The sequence below is a fragment of the Pseudomonas bijieensis genome (assembly GCF_013347965.1).
GTDB classification, from domain to species: Bacteria; Pseudomonadota; Gammaproteobacteria; order Pseudomonadales; family Pseudomonadaceae; genus Aquipseudomonas; species Aquipseudomonas bijieensis.
On the sequence record NZ_CP048810.1, the window covers coordinates 3766611 to 3790154 of the forward strand.

Consider the following 23544-nt stretch of genomic DNA (forward strand, 5'->3'; position numbering starts at 1 on the left):
ATGGGCCTGCGTTTCACCTTCGTCCTGCTGTGCCTGCTGGCAGGGGCCGTTAATGCGGCTCCCGCCACATCCTCCTCGCCGCACAAGGCGTACCTGAGCCTGATCATCGACGACCTGGGGCAAAACCTGCCTCGGGATCGCCGGGTACTGGCCCTCCCCGGCCCCGTCACCGCCGCGATCATGCCGGACACGCCCCACGCCGCCGAATTCGCCCGCGAGGCCCATCGCGCCGGCAAACTGGTCATGCTGCACATGCCCATGGATCCGGCCACAGGGCCGTTCGCCTGGCATCCGGAACTACCCATCGAAGAACTCGGCAAACGCCTGGACGCCGCATTCGCCGCCGTGCCCTACACCAGCGGGATCAACAACCACATGGGCAGCCGCATGACTGCCCAACCCCAGGCCATGGCGTGGTTGATGGCGAATTTGCAACAGCGCCACAAGTTTTTCGTCGACAGCCGCACCAGCGCCCAGACTGTCGCCGCCGCCGAGGCGCAGAAGATCGGCCTCGCCAGTGTCTCGCGGGATGTGTTCCTGGATGACGAGCGTACCGAAGCCGCCATTGCCCACCAGCTTCAGGTGGCCATTGAACTCGCCCGTCGGCAGGGTTCGGCAGTAATGATTGGGCATCCCTACCCGCAGACCCTCGCAGTGCTCGAACGCGAACTACCTCGGCTCAAGGCCGAGGGCATCGAATGGATCGACATCAAGTCGATGATCAGCCTGCGCAGTAATCGCGCGATGGTCGGGCATGGGAAAGATGGGGTTTATCGGTAGCGGCTGAGCGCCATCTCAAACCGCGACACCGCCATCGCGAGCAGGCTCGCTCCCACAGATTTCCGGGCGCCTACAGAAGTCAGTTCCACCGCCAAGCCTGTGGGAGCGAACCTGCCCGCGATGCGGTGGTACGGTCGGGTACAGCGCTCAGAGATACCGCGCCAGGATCGCATCCAGCGCACCTTCCTTACGCAGCTGGTCCAGGGCCGCTTGCAGCCGGGCAACCACGTCGTCAGGCACGTTTTTATTCAACGCCAGGTACAGCTCGGCACTGTTGAATCGCAACACGGTCTTGAGGTCGTTCACCCCTTCCTGACGCGCCAGGTAACGCCCGGCAGGATCTCCGGTGGCCCACAGGTCGATCTGGCCGTTCAGCAGTTTTCTGGCGTTGTCCTGATCGCGCAATACCACAATCGGCTTCAGGCCCTGCTTGGCCAATGTCTCGGCAATCGCGTCGCCCTTGTAGGCGCCAATCCTGTATTGGCGCGCCTGTTCCAGCGAGTCGAGGGCGATCTTGCTGTCAGCCTTGGCGAGCATGATCCAATCATCCGGGCCGATGGGGCCGACCCATTTGAAAAGCTTTTCGCGCTCCGGCAATCGCGCCATGACAAACACGCCATAGCCAGGGTTTTCCAAGGCGAGTTTGTAGATTCGCTCCCAAGGGAAACGTAGCGTCAGGCTATAGGAGATGTCGGCGCGCTTGAATATTTCGCGGACGATGTCCACGGCAATGCCGTTGATGTTCTCGTCCTGGGCGAAGTTCTTGCCGTTCTTGGCCATGTTGTACGGCGGGAAGTTTTCCGTCAGCAATACCAATGACGTATCGGCGGCGCGGGCGGTACCTGCAAGTAGCAACGTGACGCCGGCAAAGGCAAGAACGAGACGTTTGAGCATGTCGGGCTACCGCAATCCATGGTGTGCCCAAGAGTGCCTTGGGCCCGCCATGGTGTCCAGCGATCAGCGAATGCAGATACCGCGATGCGCCATATAGGCCTTGGCTTCCGGCACGGTGTATTCGCCGAAGTGGAAGATGCTCGCCGCCAGTACTGCACTGGCGTGGCCTTCGAGGATGCCGTCAGCCAGGTGTTGCAGGTTGCCGACGCCGCCGGAGGCGATGACCGGGATGCCCAGGGCATCGCTGATGGCGCGGGTGACTCCGAGGTCGAAGCCGTTTTTCATGCCGTCCTGGTCCATGCTGGTCAGCAGGATTTCACCGGCACCCAGGCCTTCCATCTTCTTCGCCCATTCAACGGCGTCGAGGCCCGTGGGTTTACGACCGCCGTGGGTGAAGATTTCCCAGCGCGGAGTTTCGCCCGGGCCGGAGACCTTCTTGGCATCGATGGCCACGACGATGCATTGCGAGCCGAAGTGCTGGGCCGCTTCGCCAACGAATTCCGGGTTGAACACCGCCGCGGTGTTGATGGACACCTTGTCCGCACCGGCGTTGAGCAGGTTGCGGATGTCCTGCACGGTGCGCACGCCACCGCCCACGGTCAGCGGGATGAACACCTGGCTGGCCATGCGCTCGACAGTGTGCAAGGTGGTATCGCGGCCATCGACGCTGGCCGTGATGTCGAGGAAGGTAATCTCGTCCGCACCCTGTTCGTCGTAGCGACGGGCGATTTCCACCGGGTCGCCGGCGTCACGGATGTTCTCGAACTTCACGCCCTTGACCACCCGACCGTTGTCCACGTCCAGGCAAGGGATGATGCGTTTGGCCAGCGCCATGGTGAGTCCTCAGCCTTTGTAGGAATCGCAGAAGGCCTGGGCCTCGGCGACGTCCAGGGTGCCTTCGTAGATCGCACGACCGGTGATCGCGCCGATGATGCCCGGCGCCTTGGCGTCGAGCAGCGCCTTGATGTCGCCCAGGTTATGGATACCGCCGGAGGCGATCACCGGGATCTTCGTGGCGGCGGCCAGGGCGGCAGTGAACGGGACGTTGCAGCCCTGCATCATGCCGTCTTTGGCGATGTCGGTATAAACGATGGCGGACACGCCGTCAGCCTCGAAACGCTTGGCCAGGTCGATCACCTGCACGGTGCTGACTTCAGCCCAACCGTCGGTGGCGACGAAGCCGTCTTTTGCGTCCAGGCCAACGATCACCTTGCCCGGGAAGGCGCGGCAGGCTTCGGCGACAAACTCAGGCTCCTTGACGGCCTTGGTGCCGATGATCACGTAGCTCACGCCAGCCTTGACGTAGTGTTCGATGGTTTCCAGCGAACGAATGCCGCCGCCGATCTGGATCGGCAGGTTCGGGTAGCGCTTGGCGATGGCCGTGACCACTTCACCGTTCACCGGCTGCCCTTCGAAAGCGCCGTTCAGGTCAACCAGATGCAGGCGACGGCAGCCGCCCTCCACCCACTTGGCGGCCATGCTCACCGGGTCATCGGAGAACACCGTGGAGTCTTCCATGCGGCCCTGACGCAGACGTACGCAAGCGCCGTCCTTGAGATCGATAGCGGGGATAATCAGCATCTGGCAAACCTTCAAATACGAATATTCAGCTTGGCTCGAAAATCAATTCTTCTCGAGCGCCCACAAGTCGCTTTCAATGCTTTCGAACCTTTCTTTAAGGTGCGTCTGCACATCGAAAATCGCCCTGTTGTAATAGTGCGGCGCAATTTCGCGGGTAAACAGGTCAAGAATTTCCGCCGCTTCGAACGAACCCAGGTCCAGTTCGAAACGCTCCTCCATGAACCGTTGGATCTTGCGGTTCGCTTCACCCTCCTGCTCGGGCGTGAGGGTGAGGATCGGCGGTTTCTTGCGGGCCATTACCAGCGCCCGTCCCACGCGGCGAAGTTCTGCAGCAGTTGCAGGCCATGGGTATGGCTCTTCTCCGGGTGGAACTGCACGGCGAAGCGCGAACCATCGGCCAGGGCCGCGGCGAAATCGACGCCATAGTGACCGCTGCCCACTACCTGCCGCGCATTGCCGGCCGCGATGTAGTAGCTGTGCACGAAGTAGAAGCGCGCCAGGTCCGGAATGTTGTGCCACAGCGGGTGATCCACTGTCTGCTTCACTTCGTTCCAGCCCATGTGCGGGACTTTCAGGTGTTCGCCGTCTTCATGCAGGCCCTTGCCAAAAAACTTCACCTGGCCTGGGAACATGTTGATGCAATCGACACCGTCGTTCTCTTCGCTGCGTTCGAGCAAGGCTTGCATGCCCACGCAAATACCAAGGAACGGACGGTCCTGGCTGACTTCATGCACCAGCTTGTCGAAGCCCAGGCGACGAATCTCGGCCATGCAATCGCGAATCGCACCGACGCCGGGGAAGACCACCCGGTCGGCTTCGCGAATCACATCGGCATCGCTGGTGATCAGCACCTTGCCGGCCCCCACGTGCTCGAGGGCCTTGGCCACCGAGTGCAGGTTGCCCATGCCATAGTCGATAACCGCGACCGTCTGCATTACAGCACGCCCTTGGTGGAAGGCATCTGGCCGGCCATGCGGTCATCGAGCTCCACGGCCATGCGCAGCGCGCGGCCGAAAGCCTTGAACACGGTTTCGATCTGGTGGTGGGTGTTGTGCCCGCGCAGGTTGTCGATGTGCAGGGTCACGTTGGCGTGGTTGACGAAGCCCTGGAAGAATTCCTGGAACAGGTCAACGTCGAAGCCGCCGACGGTGGCACGGGTATACGGCACATGCATCTGCAGGCCCGGGCGGCCGGAGAAGTCGATGACCACGCGCGACAGCGCTTCATCGAGCGGCACGTAGGCATGGCCGTAGCGACGGATGCCCTTCTTGTCGCCGATGGCCTTGGTAAAGGCCTGGCCCAGGGTGATACCGACGTCTTCCACCGTATGGTGGTCGTCGATATGCAGGTCGCCCTTGCTGACGATGTCCAGGTCGATCAGCCCGTGACGGGCGATCTGGTCCAGCATGTGCTCAAGAAAAGGCACGCCGATATCAAACCGGGCCTTTCCGGTGCCATCCAGGTTGATCGAGGCTTTGATCTGGGTTTCCAGAGTGTCGCGCTCGACAGACGCCTTACGTTCGGCCATCACCAGCTCCGCAAAATCATTGGGCGAAAAAGGCAGCCATTATAGGGGCGCGAGCGGCAAACAGAAACACGGGAGGTGATATCCCTGACGGGTTGTCGGCGATAGACATGTCCATACAAGCTTTCGCCTACACACAAAACAAATGTGGGAGCGAGCCTGCTCGCGATAGCGGTGCATCAGAAGACAATGATGTCGACTGACACGCCCTCATCGCGAGCAGGCTCGCTCCCACATGGGTTGCCCTTACCCAATGGGTCAGGGCAACGGTCTTAGCGGAACAACACCGCCGTCTTCTGCAGGGTCACCCACACACCCCACGCCAACGGAATGCCCACCACCAGCCAGGCAGCGACCGCCAGGGGCTTGGTGCCTGGCGCGGCTTTCCACTCCAGCGAAGTGGTGCTGTCTGCGCCCTTGTCATGGCCCAGCGCCTGTTCGGCGGCCAGTTCGGCGTCGGTCATGAAGTACTTGTCGGCGACCGGACGGACCAGCAGGTTGCACAGGAAGCCCAGCACCAACAGACCGGAGAGGATGTACAAGGTGATGTCATAGGCCGCGGCGCGTTCAACGCCGATGCTCAGTTGATATTCACGCAGGTAGTTCACCAGCACCGGACCCAGCACGCCCGCCGCAGCCCATGCGGTCAACAGACGACCGTGGATCGCGCCGACCATTTGCGTACCGAACAGGTCCGCCAGGTAGGCCGGCACGGTGGCGAAACCGCCGCCGTACATCGACAGGATGATGCAGAACGCCGCCACGAACAGCGCGACGCTGCCCAGGTGCCCCAGGTTCGGGATCAGCGCGTACAGGGCAAAGCCCAGGGCGAAGAACACGAAATAGGTGTTTTTACGACCCAGGTAATCCGAGAAGGATGCCCAGAAGAACCGACCACCAATGTTGAACAGGCTCAACAGACCGGTGAAACCGGCGGCGATAGCCGCGATCTGACCCAGTTGCGTAGCGTCCAACTGGCCGAACGGCAGGTCATTGCCGAGCAACTTGCCGCCGAACACTTCCTGCAGCAGTGGCGAAGCCATGCCGAGGATGCCGATACCGGCGGATACGTTCAGGCACAGCACCAGCCAGACCAGGCGGAACTGCGGGGTTTTCCAGGCAACGTTCACGTGAACGTGGCGATGGGTGATCATCGCGTTCGCGGCTTTCTTCGGTGCCGGGGTCCAGCCTTCAGGCTTCCAGCCAGTCGGCGGAACGCGGTACGACAAGGCGCCACCGATCATGAACACGAAGTAGATCGCGGCCATGACCAGGAAGCTCTGCCATACGCCCACGCCAGTCGGCGAGGCGAAATGGCTCATCAGCGCTGCGGCCAGCGGCGCACCGACCATCGCACCACCGCCGAAGCCCATGATCGCCATGCCGGTGGCCATGCCACGCTTGTCCGGGAACCACTTGATCAGGGTCGATACCGGGGAGATGTAGCCCAGGCCCAGACCGATACCACCGATCACCCCGGAACCGACCCACATCAGCCAGATCTGGTGGGTATAGATGCCCAACGCGGAAATCAGCAGGCCACCGCACCAGCACAATGCCGAGACAACACCGGCCTTGCGCGGCCCGGCGTGTTCCAGCCAGCCGCCCCAGATGGCTGCCGAGCAACCCAGGAAGATGAAGAACAGGGTGTAGATCCAGCCGAGCATCGAGATCGGCCAGTCACATTGGGACGAAAAGACTTGCGAGATGAAGCTCATGTCCGGCGCACAGGCCACAGGCTTGGTGACACCCAAGGCTTTGGACAGTGGCAACCAGAACACCGAAAAGCCGTAGGCCATGCCGATGCACAGGTGAATGGCCAGTGCGGCCGGTGGAACCAGCCACCGGTTGAAACCGGGCTTGGCGATGATGCGTTCCTTGGAGAGGAACGCTGGCTGGTCGGCGATGCCGCCCGCCGTGATGCTCGTGCTCATTGTGTATCCCCCAGTTATTGGAATGGTTCGCCAGCCACGCATCACCCTCAGCCTTCATTGCACGCAGGCATGGCTGTATTTTCTGGTGAAGCTCCATAGTGTGCGACATCAAGTCGCAGAAGGGCGGACGAACGGGCAAAGGTTACCATTTGCTCGCGGCAGAAAAACCAAAGTGATATCACCTTTTTCGTGCCATCTGTCTTATCGCACACTTGCTCGCTTTCTGTAGGGGACTAACGATTTATTTTTTCAGGAGTTGAGCCCCCTCTCTGCGGCGAAGGGATTTAGCGGAACGTCGCACCAGCCCGCTTGGGTGCACGAAGTGGCCTCGAAACCAAACGCTTCGATCCATCAGGTTGTGATTGTCTTTGCTGATATCAGTGTTGCTTCGCAACCCTGCGGGGATAAATCCCCTCGCCACAGGTCTATGTTCGGCAGCCTGGCAGGAGAACGATCCTCCAACGCGCCACCAACTCAGGGCGTTATACTCCCGGCTAAATTTTGAACTCAACCTACAAGGATTCGCCCATGAAAGCGTTCGGCAAAATCCTGGGTCTGGTACTTCTCGGGCTGTTGCTGATCATTGTGGCCCTGGGCTTTGCCCTGACCCACCTGTTCGATCCCAACGACTACAAAGAAGAGATCCGCCAGATAGCCCGCGACAAGGCCCACATCGAGCTGACCCTCAATGGCGACATCGGCTGGAGCCTGTTTCCATGGCTGGGCCTTGAGTTGCACGACGCCAGCGTCGCTACCTTGGCCAGTCCTACCCAACCTTTCGCCGACCTGCAGATGCTCGGTCTTTCGGTACGGGTGATACCGCTGCTGCGCCGGGAAGTACAAATGAGCGATGTGCGGGTCGAAGGCCTGAACCTGCGGCTCAACCGTGACAAGAACGGTCACGGCAACTGGGAAGACATCGGCAAGGTGCCAGCCTCCACGACGACGGCGAACGCCCCGGCACCGGTGCCGACCGAGCAACCGACTTCGCCCGCCAGCCCCCCGGCGGAAAAACCGGCCCAGCCAACCCGCCTGGACATCGACAGCCTGACAGTGAACAACGCTCGCGTCGAATACACCGACGAGCGGACCGGCAAGCTGTTCACGGCCGAGAGCATCCAACTGAGCACCGGCCCGGTCCACGACTCCACCAATATCCCGGTCACTCTGACCGCCTTCCTGTCCAGCAATCAGCCAGCCGTACGTGTACGCACCGAAGTGACGGGTGAACTGCGCTTCGAACGCGCCCTGCAACGCTACAAGTTCGAGGACCTGAAACTGTCCGGCGAAGCCACGGGCGATCCCTTGCAGGGCAAAACCCTGAACTTCGCCGCCCAAGGCCAACTGTTCCTGGACAAGGCGGCAAACGTCGCCGAGTGGACCGGTATCAAACTGTCGCTCAATCAACTGCGCGCCCTGGGTGAACTGAAAGTCAACGACCTCGACAAGACCCCGCAATTGAATGGCGGTGTGTCGATCGCCCAGTTCGATCTGGCGAAGTTCGTCGACAGCGTCGGCCAGACACTCCCGGCCATGGACGAAGGCAGCCTGAGCAAGGTCGAACTGGTCAGCCGCATTGCCGGCACGCCGACCAGCGTCGAACTCAACAACATCAACCTGAAGATCGATGACAGCAGCTTCAACGGTCGCATCGCCGTGGAAGACTTTGCCAAACAGGCCTTGCGCGTACAGCTCAAGGCCGACACGTTCAACGTCGACCGTTACCTGCCGCCAAAGTCCGCCGAAGCCGACAGTTCCAAGGCCGCCCGCGAGGCCGAAGTCAGCAACACCGAGGTCAGCGCCATGGCCGGTGCCGGCAGCACACCGCTGCCGAGCTCTCCGACTCAGGGGGCCTGGAGTAATGATCGGCTGTTCCCGGTGGAACGCCTGAGCAAGCTGGACCTCGATGCCGACCTGACCTTCGGGCAACTGACCCTCGATAAACTGCCGATCCAGAACGCTGCACTCAAGGCCACCGGCCTGGGCGGCCTGCTGACCCTGGAGAACCTGCGCGGCGATCTGTACAGCGGCAACTTCGAAACCAAGGGCACCCTGGACGTGCGCCAGCCTACGCCACAGTTGAGCCTGCAAACACGCATCAACCGGGTCCCTGCCGAGAAGATCATCGAAAGCCAAGGCAAGAATCCGCCGGTCAAAGGCCTGGTCACCGTCAACAGTGCGATCACCGCCAGCGGTAATAGCCAGAAGGCCCTGATCGACAGTCTCAACGGCAACGCCGGGTTCGTCATCAACGATGGCGTACTGCTCAATGCCAACCTCGAACAGCAATTGTGCAAAGGCATCGCCACCCTCAATCGCAAGACCCTCAGCGGCGAACCGCGGGGCAAGGACACGCCGTTCCAGCAACTCAACGGCAATCTCACCTTCAACAATGGCGTTGCCAACAACCCGGACCTGAAAGTCCGCATCCCCGGCATGACCGTCAATGGCAACGGCGATATCGACCTGCGGGTGTTGGGCATGGATTACCGCGTCGGCGTCATCGTCGAGGGCGACAAGAGCGACATGCCCGACCCGGCCTGCCAGGTCAACGAACGCTACGTCGACGTTGAATGGCCATTGCGCTGCCGTGGCCCACTGGAGCTCGGGGCGAAGGCCTGCCGCCTGGACAACGACGGGCTGGGCAAGGTCGCGGCGAAACTGGCCGGCGACCGGCTCGGCGACAAGATCGATGAGAAGCTGGGCGACAAGGTCAGTCCAGAGCTGAAAGACGCACTCAAGGGGCTGTTCAAGCGATGAGAGCCGAGCAGTTTTCCACCGCCGTCCTGGACTGGTTCGACCGCCACGGGCGCCATGATCTGCCCTGGCAGCAGGACATCTCGCCCTATCGGGTGTGGGTCTCGGAAATCATGTTGCAGCAGACCCAGGTCAGTACCGTGCTCAACTACTTCGACCGCTTCATGGCCGCGCTGCCCACCGTCCAAGCCCTGGCCGCCGCGCCGGAGGACGAAGTGCTGCACCTGTGGACCGGGCTGGGCTATTACACCCGCGCGCGCAATTTGCAGAAAACCGCGAAAATCGTTGTCGACCAATACGGTGGGGAGTTTCCCCGGGACGTGGAAAAACTCACCGAGTTGCCGGGCATCGGCCTGTCCACCGCTGGCGCCATCGCCAGTATCAGCATGGGCCTGCGGGCACCGATCCTCGATGGCAACGTCAAACGGGTGCTGGCGCGTTTCACCGCCCAGGAAGGCTATCCGGGCGAGCCCAAGGTAGCGAAACAGCTGTGGGCCACCGCCGAGCGCTTCACGCCACAGGACCGCGTCAACGCCTACACCCAGGCGATGATGGACCTGGGCGCCACCCTTTGTACCCGCAGCAAGCCCAGTTGCCTGCTCTGCCCGCTGAAGCAAGGCTGCGAAGCCCACATGCTGGGCCTGGAAACCCGCTACCCCATTCCCAAGCCACGCAAGGAAGTGCCCAAGAAGCGTACCTTGATGCCAATGCTGGCCAACCACGAGGGCGCGATCCTGCTTTACCGCCGCCCTTCCACAGGGTTGTGGGGCGGGCTGTGGAGCCTGCCGGAACTCGACGATCTCGACGACCTGCAACACCTGGCCCTGCAACACTCGCTGGAATTGGGTAGCCAACAGCAAATGCCAGGCCTGGTGCACACCTTCAGCCACTTCCAGTTGGCGATCGATCCCTGGCTGGTCCGGGTCCGGGAAACCGGCCATCACGTGGCCGAGGCCGACTGGCTCTGGTATAACCTCGCCACCCCGCCGCGCCTGGGCCTTGCCGCCCCGGTCAAAACCTTGCTCGAACGCGCGGCCGCCGTAATGAACGCAGGAGAGTTGCAATGACCCGCACCATCATGTGCCGCAAGTACAAAGAAGAACTCGAAGGCCTGGAGCGCGCGCCGTTCCCGGGAGCCAAGGGCCAGGACATCTTTGACCACGTCTCGGCCAAGGCCTGGGCCGACTGGCAGAAACACCAGACCCTGCTGATCAATGAAAAACGCCTGAACATGATGAACGCTGAAGATCGCAAATACCTTCAAGGCGAGATGGACAAGTACTTTTCCGGTGAAGATTACGCCAAGGCCGAAGGCTACGTGCCGCCGTCCGAATAAGCTGTTCAGCGCGGGGGTGGATCGTAAGCGACGGTAATAATTAAATATTTTTTGATAACGTGCTTGACGCCCCCCCGAAAAACCCGTTTAATGCGCCCCGTTGCCCAGATAGCTCAGTCGGTAGAGCAGGGGATTGAAAATCCCCGTGTCGGCGGTTCGATTCCGTCTCTGGGCACCACCTTTCGTTTTCAGGTGATGCCAAGCACACCTGAAAACATAAAAACCCGCCTAGTGCGGGTTTTTTGCTTTTTACAGCTCCCTAGTGCTCCCTTGTAAACCCAAACGTGAGTAGCGACGTGCCGAAGACAAGCTGTACCGGCTCCTGTGTATCATAGAAGTGAGCCCGACCAGCTCTAAGCTGTGGCGCTATCGTTACCACTTCAACGGCAGCGCGAAAATGCTGCTGGGAGCAAGAACTACTGGCTAAGAGCGAAGCCGCGAATATCCATTTACTTACCTGGCACCATCCGCCTCCTGGCACTGACGCGGTTCGGCCGGGCGAACTTCGCCAGGCGCTCTGGCAGAGTTCGACCTCGATCGCGTCACCTAATATTTCCAGCCGAACGCATGAAAACCCGTCCCCTTACATCCCCCCCCTCCCAGCCCCGCCAGACTGTTGCATCGCGAACTCCAAGAGCTCACCGGGCGCTATGAACTCGTCCCGGCGCCAACTCTGAGCCCCCATGAACGAAAACATAGTCAATAAAGCACTCCGCCTCATGGGACACAAGGACGCCAAACCGGCCACAGGCTCCGCCACTTGCTCAGTTCCGAGTTAAATAGCCGGGTACAACAAAGATTGGATTGAATGCCAGCTTGCCCATAGTGATAGCAACGAGATCCGCGGCACCTACATCACGAGGCCTGTGTCGAACAACGCAGAAAAATGATATAGGTGTGGACTGACTCATTTGACGCGCTATGCAATTGCACTCACGTGGAGAGCATTGAGCTTAGTGTTTCATCTGATAGGCGGGTTTGTTTGGGACTGGTTGGAATTTGCTGTTAACATTCAGCACTGTATATGAATCCAGTCAACTGATGCCCCTGACGAAGAATGGGCATCACAACAAGAATGCCAAAAGATGCTCAAACACTTTGGACGCATTGCGCTAAGCAGCATCGTTAACCGGTGGTCGGATACGCATCCGTCAAACCCCCGCTTCTTTGCGTCCGAGGTGGCAGCCACCATTCGTTCGATGGCAAAGCTGACTCACCCCATTAATCCTCAGTACGCAGGCGTCTACCATGATGGTCAGGCAAGTCGTGACGAAACTGCGGTCATTTCCTATGGCGCCTTGGCTGATTACTTCGATAGTGCTAGTAGTGGAAATCCTGCGACCACGCTCAGCACCAGCTCAGGGGAATTTCCTGCATCCAATATCCTGATCTGGCAGCATTGGCTCGAGCTAATCACCGTCGAAACTGTTCATCGCATGGGGAATGTTGAAACATTGGCAGCGCCAGCCAATATCAGCACGACCGTTGCGTTAGCCTCCAGTGACCCGGCAGCTGCGGTCACTCATGCCTCACCGCCAGCCATACCATCCGGGAGTTCTCCCGGTTATCTAAAAATGTACCAGGCCAAGTTGCGTAAAGAAGGCGAACGCAGTGCTGCCGAGAACTTGGATGCAGAACAAGAAGCGCGTCAGGGGTTGAATCAGGAAGTAATCGAGCTTCGCGCCCAACTAGCAATCAAAGATGCTCAAGTGACGCAGCTTCGCGAGGACGGCGAGCAATTGCGCCGAGACCTCAGCGACGAACGACGGGCCAAACGAGAAGCCGAAGACGAGAGCCTTAACATTGAGGAACGGCTCGAAGACGCCATGGTCTTTGCTGAGTGCCTAAGACCTGACAATCCGCTTTCGCCGCCAGAGCTAATTCTCGCCTTTCAGTGCTGGCGAGAGCTTACCCAAGACGGCATCCACAACCCGGCTGGCACTGGCGGACGTGGAGTTCATCCCTTGGCTAAAGCTTGGCTAGAACGTAACGGCTACCAACTCAACAAATCTGAAATTGAAAGGCTCTGCGCCGTAGTGAGCTGGCGTAAACGAGGATCTGGCGCCATCCGCTCGCAATAAATACCCGGCCTATTTCAAAGGCCCGGAACACTTGGCTTTGCGCTAGTTAGTCACACCTGAAAATATCGAATACCTGAACTATTTCTTGGAATACCTGACCTATTCTGTGGATAAGTCAGCGGTCAGCATAAGCCCATGTTCTCAACGCCACCCAAGGAGGCGCTAGAAACACAAACCACTCTCTTCGCAAGCAAACCGAACAATCCTCACTCCAGACTGAACGGCCTCTTCGCTTCATCAAACTCAGTGACGTCAAGGCTCTGACCATTCTATCCACATCCGAAATTTACCACCGCATTGCAACCGGACGTTTCTCTAAGCAAGTAATGCTGAGGTCGAAGTCCGCCACTAGAGAAAAGGTAGAGGTTAATATCTTGGGCGACTCAGCTAGCGCAGGAGACAGCATGAACATACTTATGGTGGCTCTAATTGGTGGCGAGCCTCGCATGGATAGCCGGCAACTCGCCGAAAAGTTAGGCAAACAACACAAAAACTGCATGGCGTTGATCGAGCGCTACTCTGAAGCATTCCAAGAGTTTGGCTTGCTGGCGTTTAACACAGAGACAAGACCCGTCGGCAAGCTTGGCGGTAGTAATGTGCGTTTTGTCCTACTGAACGAGGATCAAGCATTTTTCCTGCTGACGCTGTCTCGCAATAATGATCGAGCGGTAAAGCTGAGGTCTGATCTGATCAAGACGTTCCGCGAAGCACGGTATGGACATGCCTGCCATACGCTGGAGGCACGCAAAAAGGAGGCTAGTAACAACGGTCGCCTGCTGGCCCGCTGGCGCTATGACAAGTCAAGCGTATACGCGCACGTCGCCTACTTGAGGGAACAGTTGAGGCTGCCGCTCGATCTGGAGGACGCACTCCCATGAAGGGAGCTCCTCATGTTCAGGGATGAAAGGTTGAGAAATTTTCTTGCCAACGATCACTCACCTCGGCACGGTTCGCCAGTCATTGCAAACTCGGTGTGATCAGGCTTGGCCGGTCAAAGAACATTAGGCGCAAATAGCACCCATCACGATTACAGGCGTTTTTTGTACCAAGATTGTGCTGCATAGTGAGTTGCGCGGGGACACCTTGGGGTGCGCCGGGTTCCTAACGTCCCGCTCGGCCAGCCCCACAATCTTCCACCTATTTTTTCGCCTGGCAGCGAGAAGTGCCAGCTCATCAATATTTACGAGCAGCGACGACGCCCCCTATCCATCCCTAAATCGTGTTTGCTCACTCTCGCATGGCCTTCGGCCTCCCTGTAAACCCACCCATTGCCCGCGACCACATCCCCATGGCGATCATCCACACCTAGGAACCGTCAGGTCCGAAATACCCCGTCTGTAATCGCCTTAGGCGCGCTTGAGCCGCTCGCAGCTTGATGAAATTCGCAGGCTGGGTACAAGCGTGCTATAGATGACCAATCTAGGTTGAATTTTTTGCTGTATGGATATACAGTCAATCCTCGTCCAAACGTAGCTGAATGCTGCCGTTTGGCGGAACGGATGGATTATGTTCTTGACTAACATATTATCAAGCCGATAATCCGGCACCATTTTCAACACATCCCTATGGATTGGGGAGAGGGGTTAAACTGTGATCTTCAGCGAACAAAAAGTAGCCCAGATGGCAGCTTACTTTTTGCAAAAACGCGGCGGACGCATGGCCTACATAAAACTCATGAAGCTGCTTTATCTAGCTGACCGTGAGTCAATGGATCGCTATAGCGCCCCTATGTCGCACGACTCGCACGTCTCTATGGCTCAAGGACCTGTTCTTTCTACGACGCTCAACCTCATCACAGGTCAAATTGAGTCACCCGCTTGGCGAAGCTGGGTGACCTCTGAAGCAAAATTTGAGGTGTCGTTGAGTCGAGAGCTTAACGATCTTGAATTGCTGGATGAGCTTTCTGATGCAGATCTTGAAATCATGGATCATGTCTGGGAGCAGTTCGGTCGAATGAAGCGCTGGGAGCTGGTTGATTACACTCATTCGCATCTACCAGAGTGGGTCGATCCGGGTCGTTCATCGACTCCGATTAACCCTCGCGCAGTGTTTAAGGCGCTTGGCAAGGACGAGCAGCAAGCAGAGCTGCTTGCTCGAGAATTGTTCGAGCGAAAAAGTCTAGGAAGGGCTGTTTCTGAGTTGATCTAATGCCAGGAAATATTTTACGGAAAGGAACTCTTCTAATACTCAGCGGCCCAGCCAACCACCTGCATATAGTGATGAATGATCCCGTCTATTCTCACGAACATGGGTATGACGGTGTTTTGGCTGTAAACATTTCGTCGATCAAACCAGGGGTCTACTACGACCCTTCATGCATTTTGACTACGAATTGTCATCCATTTGTTCGGTGGGAAAGCTGGGTGGTCTATAAAGAGGCGGCAGTTTTTGATGCCTCCCGCCTTGATTTGAAAGTGGATGCGGGAGAAATCGTTAGCCACCACCCGGTCAGTGATGACCTTTATAATAGGGTTCGTGCTGGATTTGAAATATCCAGACATCTTCCGAGAAAAATCGGTAGATTTATACGTCAGAATCATTTCTGACACCGCCAGTGATGAGCAGGGGCCTGTTTTTCTAGGGCACCTAAAACGCGTACCAAATTGAGATTCTATCAGCTGGAACTGGAATCTCATGTAGAGCTAGGCCTTACAGACTAGATCTTCAATTCCGTCTCTGGGTACCAAATACCGAAAACCCGATCAAGCAATTGATCGGGTTTTTATTGCCTGGGATTTTCTTCCTGCGCATTGTCGACTCAGCTACATTCATCCGCTCCCCTCTGGCAAACGAGTCGACATGGACATCACCGGCATCCCCTTCGGCACCACCGATTGGTCAACCATCGAACCCACCGAGCACAAAGGCGTCACCGGAGTCGCCTATTGGCGCACGCGGCAATTCGGGAATATTCGGGTACGGATGGTGGAATACACGGCCGGGTATCTGGCCGACCATTGGTGCACCAAGGGCCACATCCTGTTTTGCCTCAAGGGCGAGCTCCATACTGAACTCGAAGACGGTCGGCAATTTTTGCTCAAACCCGGCATGAGCTACCAGGTCGCCGACCAGGCCGAGCCCCATCGATCCTCAACCTCATCGGGGGCTACGCTTTTCATAGTGGATTGAGATTCGAAGCGTGCGCGCCGAAGCTGTAGGATAGATGGCCTTATCCATCAGGAATCCGACCATGTCATCGGCGAACAAACAGCACAAGCGCAGCCAGCGCGCGAAGGCGAAAGCCAAGCAGAACCGCATGCAACGTACTGCTGCGCCGAACGATTTCCTGGACCCGAACGACGAGCGCATCGATCTGGAAACCGTGGACCTGACGGAGCTGTTCCAACTCATGAGTGCCGCCGAAAAAGTCAGCCAGAAGGCAATGTGCGAAGCGTTCCTGGCCCATCCCCTGCTGGCGCTGGTGCTGGAACAGGAAGGTGAGGAAGAAGCGACTGACTTCATCATTACCGCATTGATCGAATACCGCCGTCTGACCACGGGCGTGGATGAGCAGACCGCACTGGATTGGGTGGAAAGCAAGCAATTCCAGGCCGATTATGTGGCCGCCTCCCAGGCGCTGACGCAAGGCGAGGACTGACTGTCTGGCCGGGACCGCGGTGGATGACGCCCTCCGGGCATAATTCCCACAATCCAAGGTCAACCAACATGGGGTGGCGTCATACCCGTCCTGCGTCAATCCGATATTTTTCCTCCCAGACAATCAGCCTCGTCCGGCATCATCGAAACGACGCCCGGAGCATCCTTGCGGTCCGCCCCTCTCAATGGCTGGACACTTCGATGACGCCACTGCTGCCCCAAGATGACCCTCAGCTCGCCCCCTTGATCAACGAACTCGGCGAGCTGATTCGCCAGGCACGCCAGAAGGTTCTGCGAGCCGTCGATACGCTCCAGGTACAAACCTGCTGGCAGATCGGCCGGCATATCATCGAGTTCGAACAGGGTGGCGCCGAACGGGCGGCTTACGGGGCACGGTTGTTGCCATCGCTGGCTAAAGTGCTGACGGCACGGTTCGGGAAGGGATTCGATGAACGCAACCTACGACACATGCGAGATTTTTATCAAAAGTTCCCAATTTGGAACGCAGTGCGTACCGAATTGAGCTGGACCCATTACCGCACGCTTCTGCGCGTAGAACACGACACCGCCCGTCATTGGTACATGAACGAAGTGGCCATCCAAAACTGGTCCACCCGCGCGCTGGAACGTCAGATCGGCACGTTCTATTACGAACGTCTCCTGGCAAGCCGCGACCGGCCTGCGGTAGAGCAGGAAGCGGCCGCCAATCTTGAGAAACTGGATTTCGGTCCCAGAGACATCGTCAGAGATCCGGTGGTCCTTGAGTTCCTGGGATTGCCCAATACCGGCATGCTGCTGGAAACCGACCTCGAACAGGCCTTGATCGACCAGCTACAGGGTTTCCTTCTCGAACTGGGCAAGGGCTTCGCCTTCATCGCCCGTCAGCAACGCATCAGCACCGAAAGCAAAGACTTCTACCTCGACCTGGTCTTCTATAACTACCTGCTCAAGTGCTTCGTGATCGTCGACCTCAAGCGTGGCGAACTGAGCCATCAGGACATTGGGCAGATGGACATGTACGTGCGCCTCTACGACGAGCTGAAACGCGGTCCTGATGACAAACCCACCGTCGGCATCATTCTCTGTTCCCGGAAAGACGAATCAGTGGTGCGTTACTCCGTATTGCAAGGCAATGAACAACTGTTCGCCAGCCAATACCAACTGGTGCTCCCCACGGAAGAAGAGCTGCGCAAAGAGCTGGATCGCGAGCGAGCGCGACTCGAGGAGGGGCAATCGGGCACAACGACTTGAAGAAATGAGAGCCGATCTGATGGACGCGCACTCAAAAAACCCATGTAAGATTGGTGCGCTTTTTTTCCAGCAACGCTTCAATCAAAGAGCGTCATCCTGCATGTCATCGGCCCCGCCCCACCCTTCTCTGATTCAGGCATTGCGGACCGAAACCGCTGAACTGCACGTCGCCCTGGAAAAACGCCTGCCGTTTTTCTCGCAACAGCTGGACCTGGATCTGTACCGACGCCTGATGGCGGCTTACTACGGTTTTTATCAGCCGCTGGAGCAACAGCTTCATGTGCTGGCGCTGATTCCAACCGGGCTGGACCAATCCCTGCGCATCAAACTGCCGGTATTGCGAGCCGACCTCAAGGCACTGGGCCTGGATGAAGCCGCTATCGAGGCATTGCCCACCTGCCAGGCGCTGCCACGAATCGACTCCCGAGCCGCCGCCCTCGGCGTTTCCTACGTGCTGGAAGGTGCGACCCTCGGCGGGCAGATCCTGCGGCGCAGGGTTGCCGAGCAGCTCGGCCTTGATGCCTCCAGCGGCGCGGCCTTTCTCAATGTGTATGGCGAACTCACCGGTCGACGCTGGAAGGATTTCCTTCAATACCTGGACGACAGGAACCTTGGCGAGGCCCAGGTGTTCGAAGTCACACGCGCCGCCAAGGCGACGTTCTCTCATTTTGAACACTGGCTGGACAGCCAAAAGGTACTGTTATGACCCCGGAAAACCAGGAAGCCTTCGACGAACTGCTGGCCAATTGCGCAGACGAACCGATTCGCTTTCCTGGGGCCATCCAGCCTCACGGCGTGTTGTTGATGCTGTCCGAGCCCGATTTCGTGATCCGTGAGGTCAGCGCCAACGCGTTGCAGTTGATGGGGCAAGATCCCCACAGGCTGTTGGGCCAGACACTCGACGCACTGCTGGGGCTGGAACAGGCCGAGGCGATCCTCATCGCCTGTCGCGCCGCCCCGGAAAGCGACAGCGTGCCCGTGGCCATTGTCGTGAACCAGCAGCGTTTTGATGCCCTGGTACATCGCCACCAGGGCGCCCTGATCGTCGAACTGGAACAGCACCTGAGCGACTATCGCCCCGAAGGCGTCAGCGGCGAGGCGAACATGGGGCGTATGCTGCAACGTCTGCAAAGTGCGAAGACCCTTCAGGCACTGTACGAAATCAGCGTGCGGGAAATCCAGGCCATGACCGGTTACGACCGGGTGCTGATCTACCGCTTCGAGGAAGAAGGCCACGGTCAGGTGATTGCCGAGGCCAGCGCGCCGTCGATGGAACTCTACAAAGGCCTGTTTTTCCCGGCGTCGGATATTCCCGAACAGGCCCGCGAGCTGTATCGCACCAACTGGCTGCGGATCATTCCCAATGCCGACTACGCGCCGGTACCGCTGGTCCCGGAACTGCGGCCCGACACCCAGGCGCCGCTGGACCTGAGTTTTGCCACGTTGCGCAGCGTCTCGCCGATCCACCGCCAATACATGAAAAACATGGGCGTGCTGTCCTCCATGAGCATCTCGCTGATGGAAGGCGAGCGCCTGTGGGGGCTGATCAGTTGCGGCAATCGCCAACCGCTGCTTGTTCCCCATGAAATGCGCATGGCCTGCCAGACCATCGGCCAGGTGCTGTCGTTGCAGATCAGCGCCATGCAGGCCCTGGAGCTGACCCGGCAGAGGGACGCCAAGCTGGAAGACCTCAAGGTCCTCGCCGCGGTCATGGCCGAGTCCAGCGATAACGTGTTCGACGGCCTGTCCAATGAGCCACAACGCCTCATGGACCTGACCGGGGCCAGCGGCGTCGCGATTTTCGAAGACAACAAGCTGCACCGCCACGGCCAATGCCCGGAACCGGAGCAGATCCGCGAGCTGCACAAATGGATTCTGGAAACCGACAAGCCGGTGTTCTCCCACCACAACCTGAGCAGCGTCTTCGCGCCTGCCCAGGCTTATCAGGACGTAGCGAGCGGGGTGCTGGCGATCCACCTGCCCAAGCCGGTGGAAAACGGTGTGCTGTGGTTCCGTCCCGAGGTGAAGCAAACCCTGCAATGGAGCGGTGACCCGCAAAAGCCCCTGGACCTGGAAAACAGCGAGACCGGCCTGCGCCTGCGACCCCGGACGTCTTTCGAGATCTGGAAAGTCGAAATGGCCGGCATCAGCACCAAATGGACCCATGGCGAGCTGTTCGCCGCCAACGACCTGCGGCGCTCGGCCCTGGAAAACGACCTGGCCCGCCAGGTACGCAAGGAGCGCCAAGCCGTGCAGGCGCGCGACGAACTGGTGGCCGTGGTGTCCCATGACCTGCGCAGCCCGATGACGGTCATTTCCATGCTCTGCGGCATGATGCAAAAGGCCTTCAGCTCCGACGGCTCCCACAGTTCCAAGCGAATTTCTTCCGCCATCGACACCATGCAACAGGCCACCAGCCGCATGAACACGCTGCTGGAAGACCTGCTCGACACCTCGCGCATCGACGCCGGACGCTACACCATCAATCCCCAGCCGATGGATGTCAGTCAGATCTTCGACGACGCCTGCTCGCTGCTGACGCCGCTGGCCACTGCCAAGGCCATCGACATGTCCTTCCATGCCGAACCCAACCTGAGGATCAGCGCCGATCCCGAGCGGTTGTTCCAGGTGCTGTCCAACCTGATTGGCAATGCCATCAAGTTCACACCACAACAGGGCTCCGTGGGCATCAGCGCGATGTCCGTTGGCAACGAGATTGTATTCAGCGTGCGCGACACCGGTGAAGGTATTGCGCCAGAACAGCTGCCTCATGTTTTCGAGCGCTACTGGACGACCAAGGAAGGCAACCCCAACGGCACCGGATTGGGGTTGTACATTTCCAAGGGGATTGTCCTGGCCCATGGCGGTAAACTGCACGCCGAAAGCCAGCCAGGCCAGGGCAGCGAATTTCGCTTTACCGTGCCAAAAATCGACTGAACCGGGCGCCGCCCCCTAATGAATTGGAAACCGAAGCCCAATGGCCTCACTGAACAAACAGCAGAAACGCGCCAAGCGCGCCAAAGACAAAGCCAAGCAGATCCGCATGACCGGGCGCAAATCGATCCCGATGTATGGCGACCCGGCACACGCCACCGCCCAACCACCGGTCTACGTGCTGGAACTGTTCGCCAAGCTGCGCGAAGCCGAAGCCGTCAGCCGCAGTGAAATGCTCGATACGCTGCTCACGTCCCTGAGCGTAATGATCATCGAACGCCCAGGCCTGCTCGACCTGAAAAACGCCGAAAACGAAAGCATGGCAGCCACCAACCTGGCCGCCGACATGCTGGTGGACTACCGCATGTGGGTCGATGACATGGATCGCGAGACGGCCCAGCGCTGGCTCAGCACCCCGGAGTTCATCGAGGATTTCAGCCAAGCGCTGGACCGTTATCGCCAGTCCATGGAAGAGCCCGCCAGCGAGTAAGCCGGCTGGCTATTCGTCACCGTTCCAATGGAACACCAGGCTGCGTGGGGCGCCACTGCCTACCTGGGCGGTGTCGTGCCGCGCCTCGCCGTTGCGCGTCGCCACCACCGTGTACTTGCCCGGCGGCAACTGCACGTAAACCAGCGGTCCCGCGTCATCCAGCGTCAGCAGCGTTTGCCCCGACGCGTTCTGGACGGTGACATCCACATCCGGGATGTATTTGTTTTCCACGCCAATCGCGAATGTCATGTGCAGGTTATAGCCCTGGGCCTGGCCGATGGCGTGGGCTTCATCCTCGCCGATACCGCCGGATAGATAGGTGATGCCGTTCTGCTGTAACGGTTGGACTTGCACGCCTGCGCTGTCTATTGGAGCCAGGTTGGTGGCGTTGGGCGTGATGGGAAATAGCAGTGCACCGATGGCGATAAGACAGTAAAGGAATTTCATGGCGGCAACTCCTGGTTCTGGGAAAGCCATCTCATTTGATGGATTCAGGACCATTCCGGTTTAGATCGATTGGAAGTTGGGCCGACTGCGGATTGGAATAGCACGCTCATCCGGTTAACCCTTCCAACCCCCGCCCAAAGCTGGCACCATCGCGCCTTTTTTTACGCGACTCCCCGGACTTTTCACCGGTAAACAAGGTTCAAACGGCCGTTCGGTTGTTGATGGCGCGACAGACTGCTGTGCCGATGCGACAACCTGCCGCACATCACCGGTTTACCGCCCGTAGCGCTGTTGGCTGCCATTCGGACGCATGCTAGCTTGGCCGCCTCGCCAAGGAAGGCCGCCAACAGCAAGGGAGCACACATCATGAGGACCGCACATGGCCCAGGCCACGCCCGCGCTTGAAATCCGCAACCTGCACAAACGCTACGGACAGCTGGAGGTGCTCAAGGGCGTCTCGCTGACCGCCCGCGACGGCGACGTGATCTCGATCCTGGGTTCCTCCGGATCCGGCAAGTCCACGTTCCTGCGCTGCATCAATCTGCTGGAAAACCCCAACCAGGGCCAGATTCTGGTGGCCGGCGAAGAGCTCAAGCTCAAGGCCGCGAAAAACGGTGAACTGATGGCCGCCGACGGCAAGCAGATCAACCGCATGCGTAGCGAGATCGGGTTTGTGTTTCAAAACTTTAACCTTTGGCCGCACATGAGCGTGCTCGATAACATCATCGAAGCCCCGCGCCGAGTGCTTGGCCAAAGCAAGGCCGAAGCCGTCGAAGTCGCCGAAGCCCTGCTGGCCAAGGTTGGCATCGCCGACAAGCGCCATGCCTACCCGGCCGAACTGTCCGGCGGCCAGCAACAACGAGCGGCCATCGCCCGCACCTTGGCCATGCAGCCCAAGGTGATTCTGTTCGACGAACCCACTTCCGCCCTTGACCCGGAAATGGTCCAGGAAGTACTTAGTGTGATCCGCGCCTTGGCCGAAGAAGGCCGCACCATGCTGTTGGTGACCCACGAAATGGGGTTCGCCCGTCAGGTTTCCAGCGAAGTCGTGTTCCTTCATCAAGGCCTGGTCGAAGAGCAAGGATCGCCACAGCAGGTCTTCGAGAACCCGCTTTCGGCGCGCTGCAAACAATTCATGTCCAGCAACCGCTAACGGAGCAGTACACATGCAGACCTACAAGAAATTCCTCCTGGCCGCAGCGGCCAGCCTGGTTTTCTCGGCCAGCGCCATGGCGGCCGACAAACTGAAGATGGGCATCGAGGCGGCCTATCCGCCGTTCAACAACAAGGACGCCAGCGGCCAGGTCGTGGGGTTCGATAAAGACATCGGCGACGCCCTGTGCGCCAAGATGAAAGTCGAGTGCGAAGTAATCACTTCCGACTGGGACGGCATCATCCCGGCCCTGAACGCCAAGAAGTTCGACTTCCTGATTTCTTCACTGTCAGTCAACGAAGAACGCAAGCAGGCCGTGGACTTCACCGACCCGTACTACTCCAACAAACTGCAATTCATCGCACCGAAAAACGTCGATTTCAAAATCGATAAAGCGTCTCTCCAAGGTAAGGTCATCGGGGCACAGCGCTCCACGCTCGCCGGCACCTGGATGGAAGACAACATGGAAGGCGTCGAGCTGAAACTCTACGACACCCAGGAAAACGCCTACCTGGACCTGACCTCCGGCCGTCTCGACGGGATCCTGGCAGACAAATACGTGAACTACGACTGGCTGAAAACCGACGCTGGCCGTGCCTACGAATTCAAAGGTGACCCGGTGGTAGAGGGCGACAAGATCGCCATCGCCGTGCGCAAGGGCGATCCACTGCGTGACCGACTGAACGCAGCACTGAAAGAAATTGTTGCTGACGGCACCTATAAAAAGATCAACGACAAGTACTTCCCGTTCAGCATCTATTGATGCCGACGCGCCTGGCCGACG

General features: G+C 58.8%; 24 protein-coding genes, 1 tRNA gene and 1 pseudogene. 18 read left to right on the forward strand and 8 right to left on the reverse strand.

The features are described from left to right. Positions 1 to 780: a divergent polysaccharide deacetylase family protein gene (locus GN234_RS16440; RefSeq protein ID WP_116833962.1), complete on the forward strand. Its 780-nt coding sequence runs from the start codon at positions 1 to 3 to the stop codon at positions 778 to 780. A 147-nt stretch (positions 781 to 927) separates the two neighbouring features. Here the strand turns inward: GN234_RS16440 and GN234_RS16445 are convergent, their stop codons facing one another. From GN234_RS16445 to GN234_RS16475, 7 genes are all read right to left on the reverse strand, one after another. After that, positions 928 to 1674 (reverse strand): substrate-binding periplasmic protein, encoded by a 747-nt coding sequence (locus tag GN234_RS16445; protein ID WP_163855703.1) that lies wholly within the window; start codon positions 1672 to 1674, stop codon positions 928 to 930. A 63-nt stretch (positions 1675 to 1737) separates the two neighbouring features. Beyond that, positions 1738 to 2508, reverse strand: a complete 771-nt coding sequence (hisF, locus tag GN234_RS16450) for an imidazole glycerol phosphate synthase subunit HisF (RefSeq protein ID WP_003196830.1) — start codon at positions 2506 to 2508, stop codon at positions 1738 to 1740. 9 nt (positions 2509 to 2517) lie between these two features. Then, entirely contained in the window at positions 2518 to 3255 is a 738-nt protein-coding gene (hisA, locus tag GN234_RS16455; RefSeq protein ID WP_060739613.1) for a 1-(5-phosphoribosyl)-5-[(5-phosphoribosylamino)methylideneamino]imidazole-4-carboxamide isomerase, read from the reverse strand. A 42-nt stretch (positions 3256 to 3297) separates the two neighbouring features. Further along, on the reverse strand, positions 3298 to 3552 hold the full coding sequence (locus GN234_RS16460) for a DUF2164 domain-containing protein (protein ID WP_109751980.1): 255 nt from the start codon (positions 3550 to 3552) through the stop codon (positions 3298 to 3300). After that, positions 3552 to 4190, reverse strand: coding sequence for an imidazole glycerol phosphate synthase subunit HisH (gene hisH / locus GN234_RS16465; protein ID WP_109751979.1), 639 nt, complete (start codon positions 4188 to 4190; stop codon positions 3552 to 3554). The genes GN234_RS16460 and hisH overlap by 1 nt, the downstream gene beginning before the upstream one ends. Then, positions 4190 to 4783 carry an imidazoleglycerol-phosphate dehydratase HisB gene (hisB, locus tag GN234_RS16470; protein ID WP_003186751.1) on the reverse strand — a complete coding sequence of 198 codons (594 nt, stop codon included), beginning with the start codon at positions 4781 to 4783 and terminating at the stop codon, positions 4190 to 4192. Before hisB ends, hisH begins: the two co-directional genes overlap by 1 nt. Positions 4784 to 5052: 269 nt before the next feature. Further along, positions 5053 to 6714, reverse strand: coding sequence for an OFA family MFS transporter (locus GN234_RS16475; protein ID WP_176688777.1), 1662 nt, complete (start codon positions 6712 to 6714; stop codon positions 5053 to 5055). Positions 6715 to 7242: 528 nt separating this feature from the next. Between GN234_RS16475 and GN234_RS16480 the strand changes: the two genes are divergently transcribed. The 15 genes and pseudogenes from GN234_RS16480 to GN234_RS16545 all read left to right on the forward strand — a co-directional run bounded on the left by GN234_RS16480 (position 7243) and on the right by GN234_RS16545 (position 21160). Then, positions 7243 to 9474 carry an AsmA family protein gene (locus GN234_RS16480; protein ID WP_176688778.1) on the forward strand — a complete coding sequence of 744 codons (2232 nt, stop codon included), beginning with the start codon at positions 7243 to 7245 and terminating at the stop codon, positions 9472 to 9474. Continuing rightward, complete coding sequence (gene mutY, locus GN234_RS16485) at positions 9471 to 10538, forward strand: A/G-specific adenine glycosylase (protein WP_176688779.1); 1068 nt, start codon at positions 9471 to 9473, stop codon at positions 10536 to 10538. Before GN234_RS16480 ends, mutY begins: the two co-directional genes overlap by 4 nt. Beyond that, positions 10535 to 10807 (forward strand): oxidative damage protection protein, encoded by a 273-nt coding sequence (locus GN234_RS16490; RefSeq protein WP_109751975.1) that lies wholly within the window; start codon positions 10535 to 10537, stop codon positions 10805 to 10807. The genes mutY and GN234_RS16490 overlap by 4 nt, the downstream gene beginning before the upstream one ends. A 102-nt stretch (positions 10808 to 10909) precedes the next feature. Next, positions 10910 to 10985 (forward strand) — tRNA-Phe (locus GN234_RS16495). A gap of 235 nt (positions 10986 to 11220) precedes the next feature. Then, positions 11221 to 11699 (forward strand): annotated as a pseudogene (locus tag GN234_RS30045) (tyrosine-type recombinase/integrase); the annotation flags it as partial. Positions 11700 to 11892: 193 nt separating this feature from the next. Then, positions 11893 to 12888 carry a hypothetical protein gene (locus GN234_RS16500; RefSeq protein WP_176688780.1) on the forward strand — a complete coding sequence of 332 codons (996 nt, stop codon included), beginning with the start codon at positions 11893 to 11895 and terminating at the stop codon, positions 12886 to 12888. 404 nt (positions 12889 to 13292) lie between these two features. After that, entirely contained in the window at positions 13293 to 13766 is a 474-nt protein-coding gene (locus tag GN234_RS16505) for a Rha family transcriptional regulator (RefSeq protein WP_176688781.1), read from the forward strand. A 712-nt stretch (positions 13767 to 14478) separates the two neighbouring features. Next, positions 14479 to 15036: a Panacea domain-containing protein gene (locus GN234_RS16510; protein ID WP_233459473.1), complete on the forward strand. Its 558-nt coding sequence runs from the start codon at positions 14479 to 14481 to the stop codon at positions 15034 to 15036. Positions 15037 to 15107: 71 nt separating this feature from the next. Beyond that, positions 15108 to 15434, forward strand: coding sequence for a hypothetical protein (locus GN234_RS16515; RefSeq protein WP_176688782.1), 327 nt, complete (start codon positions 15108 to 15110; stop codon positions 15432 to 15434). 253 nt (positions 15435 to 15687) lie between these two features. After that, positions 15688 to 16017 carry a DHCW motif cupin fold protein gene (locus GN234_RS16520; RefSeq protein ID WP_176688783.1) on the forward strand — a complete coding sequence of 110 codons (330 nt, stop codon included), beginning with the start codon at positions 15688 to 15690 and terminating at the stop codon, positions 16015 to 16017. Between the two features lie 61 nt (positions 16018 to 16078). Further along, the gene (locus tag GN234_RS16525) at positions 16079 to 16486 is read left to right on the forward strand and encodes a hypothetical protein (RefSeq protein ID WP_176688784.1); all 408 of its coding nucleotides are present in this window, start codon (positions 16079 to 16081) and stop codon (positions 16484 to 16486) included. A 200-nt stretch (positions 16487 to 16686) separates the two neighbouring features. Continuing rightward, complete coding sequence (locus tag GN234_RS16530) at positions 16687 to 17736, forward strand: PDDEXK nuclease domain-containing protein (RefSeq protein ID WP_176688785.1); 1050 nt, start codon at positions 16687 to 16689, stop codon at positions 17734 to 17736. Between the two features lie 100 nt (positions 17737 to 17836). Beyond that, entirely contained in the window at positions 17837 to 18442 is a 606-nt protein-coding gene (locus GN234_RS16535) for a biliverdin-producing heme oxygenase (RefSeq protein WP_109751971.1), read from the forward strand. Next, complete coding sequence (locus tag GN234_RS16540) at positions 18439 to 20673, forward strand: ATP-binding protein (protein ID WP_176688786.1); 2235 nt, start codon at positions 18439 to 18441, stop codon at positions 20671 to 20673. Before GN234_RS16535 ends, GN234_RS16540 begins: the two co-directional genes overlap by 4 nt. A gap of 40 nt (positions 20674 to 20713) precedes the next feature. Then, entirely contained in the window at positions 20714 to 21160 is a 447-nt protein-coding gene (locus tag GN234_RS16545; protein WP_109751969.1) for a hypothetical protein, read from the forward strand. A 9-nt stretch (positions 21161 to 21169) separates the two neighbouring features. Here the strand turns inward: GN234_RS16545 and GN234_RS16550 are convergent, their stop codons facing one another. Continuing rightward, on the reverse strand, positions 21170 to 21607 hold the full coding sequence (locus tag GN234_RS16550) for a carboxypeptidase regulatory-like domain-containing protein (protein WP_109751968.1): 438 nt from the start codon (positions 21605 to 21607) through the stop codon (positions 21170 to 21172). Between the two features lie 379 nt (positions 21608 to 21986). On the opposite strand from GN234_RS16550, the gene GN234_RS16555 reads away from it, so the two are divergent. Further along, on the forward strand, positions 21987 to 22760 hold the full coding sequence (locus tag GN234_RS16555; RefSeq protein WP_116833958.1) for an ABC transporter ATP-binding protein: 774 nt from the start codon (positions 21987 to 21989) through the stop codon (positions 22758 to 22760). Positions 22761 to 22773: 13 nt separating this feature from the next. After that, positions 22774 to 23523, forward strand: coding sequence for an ABC transporter substrate-binding protein (locus GN234_RS16560; RefSeq protein WP_109751967.1), 750 nt, complete (start codon positions 22774 to 22776; stop codon positions 23521 to 23523). Positions 23524 to 23544: the final 21 nt, after the last annotated feature.